7 protein-coding genes and 2 pseudogenes are annotated in these 5,935 nt (G+C 53.7%); 7 read left to right on the forward strand and 2 right to left on the reverse strand.

Annotated elements, in window-relative coordinates:
* Nucleotides 1-223, reverse strand: a pseudogene (gene pntA / locus ABWP27_RS11665) (Re/Si-specific NAD(P)(+) transhydrogenase subunit alpha); the annotation flags it as partial.
* A gap of 124 nt (nucleotides 224-347) precedes the next feature.
* Nucleotides 348-707 (reverse strand): aspartate 1-decarboxylase, encoded by a 360-nt coding sequence (gene panD, locus ABWP27_RS11670; protein WP_353156952.1) that lies wholly within the window; start codon nucleotides 705-707, stop codon nucleotides 348-350.
* Nucleotides 708-1,114: 407 nt separating this feature from the next.
* On the opposite strand from panD, the gene ABWP27_RS11675 reads away from it, so the two are divergent.
* The 7 genes and pseudogenes from ABWP27_RS11675 to ABWP27_RS11705 form a co-directional block, all read left to right on the forward strand.
* Entirely contained in the window at nucleotides 1,115-1,603 is a 489-nt protein-coding gene (locus ABWP27_RS11675) for an NUDIX hydrolase (RefSeq protein ID WP_353156955.1), read from the forward strand.
* Nucleotides 1,596-2,711: a tRNA 2-thiouridine(34) synthase MnmA gene (gene mnmA / locus ABWP27_RS11680; RefSeq protein ID WP_353156958.1), complete on the forward strand. Its 1,116-nt coding sequence runs from the start codon at nucleotides 1,596-1,598 to the stop codon at nucleotides 2,709-2,711. Before ABWP27_RS11675 ends, mnmA begins: the two co-directional genes overlap by 8 nt.
* A gap of 184 nt (nucleotides 2,712-2,895) precedes the next feature.
* The gene (locus tag ABWP27_RS11685; protein WP_353156961.1) at nucleotides 2,896-4,524 is read left to right on the forward strand and encodes an FMN-binding glutamate synthase family protein; all 1,629 of its coding nucleotides are present in this window, start codon (nucleotides 2,896-2,898) and stop codon (nucleotides 4,522-4,524) included.
* A 248-nt stretch (nucleotides 4,525-4,772) separates the two neighbouring features.
* Nucleotides 4,773-4,967, forward strand: coding sequence for a hemin uptake protein HemP (gene hemP, locus ABWP27_RS11690; protein ID WP_353156963.1), 195 nt, complete (start codon nucleotides 4,773-4,775; stop codon nucleotides 4,965-4,967).
* A 118-nt stretch (nucleotides 4,968-5,085) separates the two neighbouring features.
* Entirely contained in the window at nucleotides 5,086-5,406 is a 321-nt protein-coding gene (locus ABWP27_RS11695; RefSeq protein WP_353156965.1) for a hypothetical protein, read from the forward strand.
* A gap of 95 nt (nucleotides 5,407-5,501) precedes the next feature.
* A complete protein-coding gene (locus ABWP27_RS11700) occupies nucleotides 5,502-5,717 on the forward strand; it encodes a (2Fe-2S)-binding protein (RefSeq protein WP_353156968.1) in 216 nt (71 codons plus the stop codon).
* Nucleotides 5,718-5,725: 8 nt separating this feature from the next.
* Nucleotides 5,726-5,935 (forward strand): annotated as a pseudogene (locus ABWP27_RS11705) (energy transducer TonB); the annotation flags it as partial.

Genomic DNA, 5,935 nt, shown 5'->3' on the forward strand with positions numbered 1-5,935 from the left:
TGAAGACGATATCGGACGCGGACCACAAGTTGGCAGCGCCTTGCACGATCTGTGCACCAGCCGCGCGGTAGGTATCGTCGCTGAAGTTGGCGTCGTCACCGGCGCCGGATTCTACGCTGACGGAAAAGCCGAGTTTGATCAGCTTTTCAACGACTTCTGGCACAGTCGCCACCCGTTTTTCCCCGGGGAATGACTCCCGCGGCACTCCTATAACTAAAGACATAATGCATCTCTCATAGTTTGTTTAAATTCTTGATCAACCAACGGAACCGGCACACGAATAAAAACCCGGCTCAAGCGACACCAAATGGCGCGGCCTGAGTTTTTAGTGCTACCGCTGGTTATTGCTATTTCTTCAGTCCGGCGAAATGATTGTTTTCGTCAACGAAAACAATTTTCGGGATGTAGGTCTCGATTTCTTCATCAGTCATCGGCCCATAGGTGCAAATGATCATCAAGTCTCCGAGGTGCGCGCGACGCGCGGCTGCCCCGTTCAGCGAGATTTCGCCGCTGCCTCTTACGCCCTGGATGGCATAAGTGGAAAAGCGCTCACCGTTATTGATGTTGTACAACTCAATTCTTTCGCCAATCTTGATGTCGGCAGCATCCAGCAAATCTGCGTCAATCCCGCACGAACCTTCGTAGTGCAGGTCAGCCTGAGTCACCTTTGCGCGGTGAATTTTAGCCCTGAGCATAATACGTTGCATGTTTCTTCCGTTCCGTTATTCAAACTATTGCCTCGACGCCAAAACTCGGCGAAGGCAAATCAATTATTTATGTATTTCCTTGGAGCACTGCTTCCGCGAGACCGAAGCAGAATGCCAGTCATTCTCGCAACTGATCTATTTTTATACTCAATTACAGGAGAATTCATCCCAATCGGGCGACCCACGCACCCCAAAGCCCAGCAAGGGTACGCACACTTTCCGCCGACTTCCGTTAGGACTTGCAGGGAAGCGAACCAATAAGCATAAAGCTAAATGTCCGCCATAGCAAAGGCAAAGATGCGCAATCTTGACCTGACTCATTTTATTACAACATTTTCAGCTGGGGAAACATTGCGGGCAACTTTTTCTGGTGCGCGCTAAAATAGCGGGTTATTCCGAGAGCCACTATGTCCGACGTCTGGAAACCATCTGTTACTGTTGCTGCCATCATCGAGCGTGATGGGCTCTTCCTGCTGGTAGAGGAAGAAACCAGCGAGGGAATTCGCTTTAATCAGCCTGCCGGGCACCTGGATCCCCACGAGTCGCTGGAGCAGGCTGTCGTGCGCGAAACCCTGGAAGAAACTGCACACGATTTCACGCCTACCGCATTGGTCGGCATGTATATGTCGCGCTACGTTTCCGCGCGCACCGGTCATGATGTTACTTACTTAAGTTTCAGCTTTTGCGGCGAAGTTGGTGCCAAATACGACCAACCGCTGGATGTCGGCATCTTGCGCGCCGTCTGGATGAGCTACGACGAACTGGTCGCCTGCCAGGACAAACACCGCAGTCCATCGGTATTACAGCGCGTCATCGATTATCTGGACGGCAAGCGTGCCCCCTTGTCATTGTTGCAGACGGACCCATCGGTCTATGAGGTCATTGGCAATGGCTAAAAAGCGTGTCGTTATCGGCATGTCGGGCGGCGTCGACTCGTCAGTCTCCGCCTGGCTCCTGAAAGAACAGGGTTATGAAGTCATCGGCCTGTTCATGAAGAACTGGGAAGATGACGACGATTCCGAATACTGCTCGACCCGCCAGGACTGGATCGATGCAGCCAGTGTCGCCGATGTGGTCGGCGTAGACATCGAAGCCGTCAATTTCGCAGCCGAGTACAAGGATCGCGTGTTCGCCGAATTTCTGCGCGAGTACGAAGCCGGTCGCACACCCAATCCTGACGTGCTGTGCAATGCCGAAATCAAGTTCAAGGCCTTTCTCGATCACGCCATGTTATTAGGCGCCGACATGATTGCGACCGGACACTATGCGCGTGTGCGCGAAGTGACCTCAGGACCGGATGCAGGCCAGGTCCAGTTGTTGAAAGCTGTCGATGCCAGCAAGGATCAAAGCTACTTCCTGCACCGCCTGAACCAGGCGCAACTGTCGAAGACCTTATTTCCGCTGGGCGAAATCCGTAAAACGGAAGTGCGCAAGATTGCCGAGCAACTGCAACTGCCGAACGCGAGCAAAAAAGATTCCACCGGCATCTGCTTCATCGGCGAACGTCCATTCCGCGAATTCCTGAATCGCTATCTGTCATATCAGCCAGGCCCGATGAAAACGCCGGACGGCACTATCGTCGGCGAACACGTGGGCCTGAGTTTCTACACACTGGGGCAGCGCAAAGGCATCGGCCTGGGCGGCATGAAGACGCACAAAAATACCGATGGCAATAGCGACCCCTGGTACGTCGCGCGCAAGGATGTTGCCAACAACACCCTGTACATCGTACAAGGCCACGATCATCCCTGGCTGCTGTCATCCACATTAAGTGCGGGTCAAATGAGCTGGGTTTCCGGTAGTGCGCCAAGCGAGGAACTGGTAGCTGCCAAGACACGTTACCGGCAAGCCGATGTTGCATGCACACAGCACGCAACAGCCGAGAGCTTTGCGCTCGCGTTCGACACACCGCAATGGGCCGTCACGCCAGGACAATCCGCAGTTCTGTATCAAGGCGATGTCTGCCTGGGCGGCGGCATCATTACCGCATCGACAATGAAATAAACAGCGACTAAGACCAGCTTCTTTATCGGGAGACTGTTTATATAAGTCTGCCGCCGCCGATTTTCCGATCCCGCATGCAATCGGAGAATCGGTCTCAACTTACCCTTCAGAAAAAAATTTCCTCTCGTTGTACACTGTGCCGCGATTGCTCTGCCCCTCGGCAGAGATGCGGTCTGGAGAAGAAATGCGCGATTTCCCTGTACGTTATCTGGCCTTGATGGTGACCGGATGTGTGTTTGCAGTGTCTTTGATGGTGGCATTGCGGCTTGATATCGGTTGGTGGCTGGTCATACTGTCCGGTGCACTGACGGCAATCGGCCTTGCCGACCTTCTCCAGAACAAACGTGCCTTGCTGCGCAATTACCCTATCCTCGCGCACTTTCGTTATATGTTTGAGTCGATACGCCCTGAAATACGGCAGTATTTTCTTGAGGACGATGCGGCACCCAATCCGTTTTCACGCAATCAGCGCTCGCTGGTTTATCAACGCGCCAAACAAGCGATCGACAAGCGCCCGTTCGGCACTCAACTCGATGTCTATCAAAGCGATTACGAATGGATCAATCACTCGATCGTGCCGACCAAGCTTGCCTCACATGATTTCCGCATCACGATAGGTGCCGACCGCGCGCAACCCTATTCGGCCAGCGTATTCAATATCTCGGCCATGAGTTTCGGGGCCCTGTCGGCCAACGCCATCCGCGCCTTGAACCAGGGTGCACAAAAAGGCGGCTTCATGCACGACACTGGTGAAGGCAGCATCAGTCGCTATCACCAACCTGAGAATGCAAACGATGCCGGCGGCGATCTGGTGTGGGAAATCGGTTCCGGCTATTTTGGCTGTCGCAATGAAGATGGCAGTTTTTCAGCAGAAAAATTCGCCGCCAACGCCAATCTCCCGCAAGTAAAAATGATAGAGGTAAAACTCTCGCAAGGTGCCAAACCCGGCCACGGCGGCATGCTGCCGGGCGCCAAGGTATCCATTGAAATCGCTACTGCACGCGGCATACCGGTAGGCATGGACTGTATTTCACCATCGTCGCATTCCGCTTTCGATACACCGACAGGCTTGCTGCAATTCATTGAGCAACTACGCAATCTGTCAGGCGGAAAACCGACCGGGTTCAAGCTGGCAATCGGCCATCCGTGGGAATTTTTCGGCATCGTGAAGGCGATGCTGCACACCGGCATCACTCCCGACTTCATTGTCATTGACGGCGGCGAAGGCGGCACTGGCGCGGCACCGGTCGAATTCACCGATCATGTCGGCGTACCCTTGCAGGAAGCACTGCTGCTCGCGCACAACACACTGGTCGGTGCCAAGCTGCGCGACAAGGTGAAGATAGGCGCATCCGGCAAAATCATTACTGCATTCGATATCGTCCGCACCATCGCACTTGGCGCAGACTGGTGCAACTCGGCGCGCGGCTTCATGTTTGCACTCGGCTGCATTCAGTCGCAGAGCTGTCATACCGATCGCTGCCCGACCGGCATCGCCACCCAGGATACCTTGCGTCAACGCGCACTGGTCGTGCCGGACAAGGCCGAGCGCGTAGCCAACTTTCATCAAAATACTTTGAAAGCACTGGCAGAATTGATTGCCGCCGCAGGCTTGCATCATCCATCCGAACTGAAACCGCATCATCTGGTGCGACGCGTATCGGCCAATCAAGTCAAACTTGCTTCGGCCTTGCTGCCCTACCTCGAATCCGGTCAGTTGCTCAGCGAAGCGCAGGCGACCAGCGGATTGCCTGAAGTATTTGCCAAATACTGGCCGATTGCGCAGGCAGAATCGTTCCATCCAATACGCTGACAACGCACGTGCTCATCCTGCACCCTCTCTAGGCGACATGGCCTGTGTCGCCTGCTGTCGTATTGCCCTGCGGACAGCAATTTAGCCGGTAAAAAATAATTTTCCGGCAACTTCTCAAGCCTGCACCACCAGGTCGGCGATTTATTTCGCCCACAAACGGCCTTCCCGCACGAAAAAACTTGCAATCCAGCCGCAAATACCCAATAATCTAAACACGAATTGTTCTCATTTACGAGAAAAGGCTGATCATGACGATCCCGGCACCACGCGAAACACAAGATACAACTACTCCCAGCGCATGCAACAACGCTATGGAACAAGCCGTCACGCGCATCAACAGCCGTGATTTGTTTCGGCAAATGCGGGAAGTGGAAATCGCACACGAAGGCCGCATATATCGTTTGCGATTGACGCAATTGAACAAACTGATTCTGACGGCATAAGCAACAGAAATTTAATAGCAGAAATTTAGAAACAGAAATATCGATTCGCACGCTAGCCAGCCACGCACAGCGATACACGTTGTGCCAGCAAGCCAAACCAACCGATAAGGAGAGTTTGATGGCTATCGAAAAAACGGATCAGGCATTGCAGGAACCAAACGCAGCGCCGGCGCAACCAGAGTTACTCGTTTCCGCCGTGCTGCATTTGATGTCGCATTACACCGCGAATAATCAGGAAAGCAGTTCGTGCATCAAGCTGGCTTCGGTGATCGAGCGGCATTTGAAGGCACTGGCTGATTTACCCGAACTGGCGCCGGTATTGCGCGCAACCTGCCAGCAGTTGTCGGAACAGTGGGCAACGGTAGTGGAGCGAACCATGCCGCAGCCGGAGAAATTCAAGTTGTTCACGCGACTGGTGACCGGGCCGCGCATCAACTGAGGTACAGCCGGGCAATCGAGCCGGCAGGCAGCATGGAATTGAAAAAGCTGGGGTTTAGTGTTTTTCACCTACGAAGAAAGTAACAAGAGGCATCGATGATTGTCTGTGTATGCAACAACGTTTCTGAACGGAAAATTCGCCAGGCGGTCGATAGCGGCATGACGTCGATGGCAGAGCTGCGCGACGAGCTGGAAGTCGGCACCTGCTGCGGCAAATGTCATGCCTGTGCGAAACGTGTCTTGCGCGAGTCCCTTGCCGATGTGCGCTCAACTCAAACTATAATGTTCCATCCAAACGCAATGGCCGCATAAGCAATGTTATGAACGCAACATCGATTCCATCGTCAGTTCCGCGTCTCCCGCCGTTCCTGTCACAAGCACTCAAGAAATACGGTCCGCTCATCGTCATTGTGGCGCTGCACATTGGATTGTTTTACGCTTTGCGCAGCGGCCTGGTACATCAAGTCACCAAGGCATTGCCGACCGAAATTTTCGCCAGCTTCATCACCGAGCAACCGGCGCCGCAACCA

This window comes from Herminiimonas fonticola (genome assembly GCF_040395855.1).
In the GTDB taxonomy this organism is placed as follows: domain Bacteria; phylum Pseudomonadota; class Gammaproteobacteria; order Burkholderiales; family Burkholderiaceae_D; genus Oxalicibacterium; species Oxalicibacterium fonticola_A.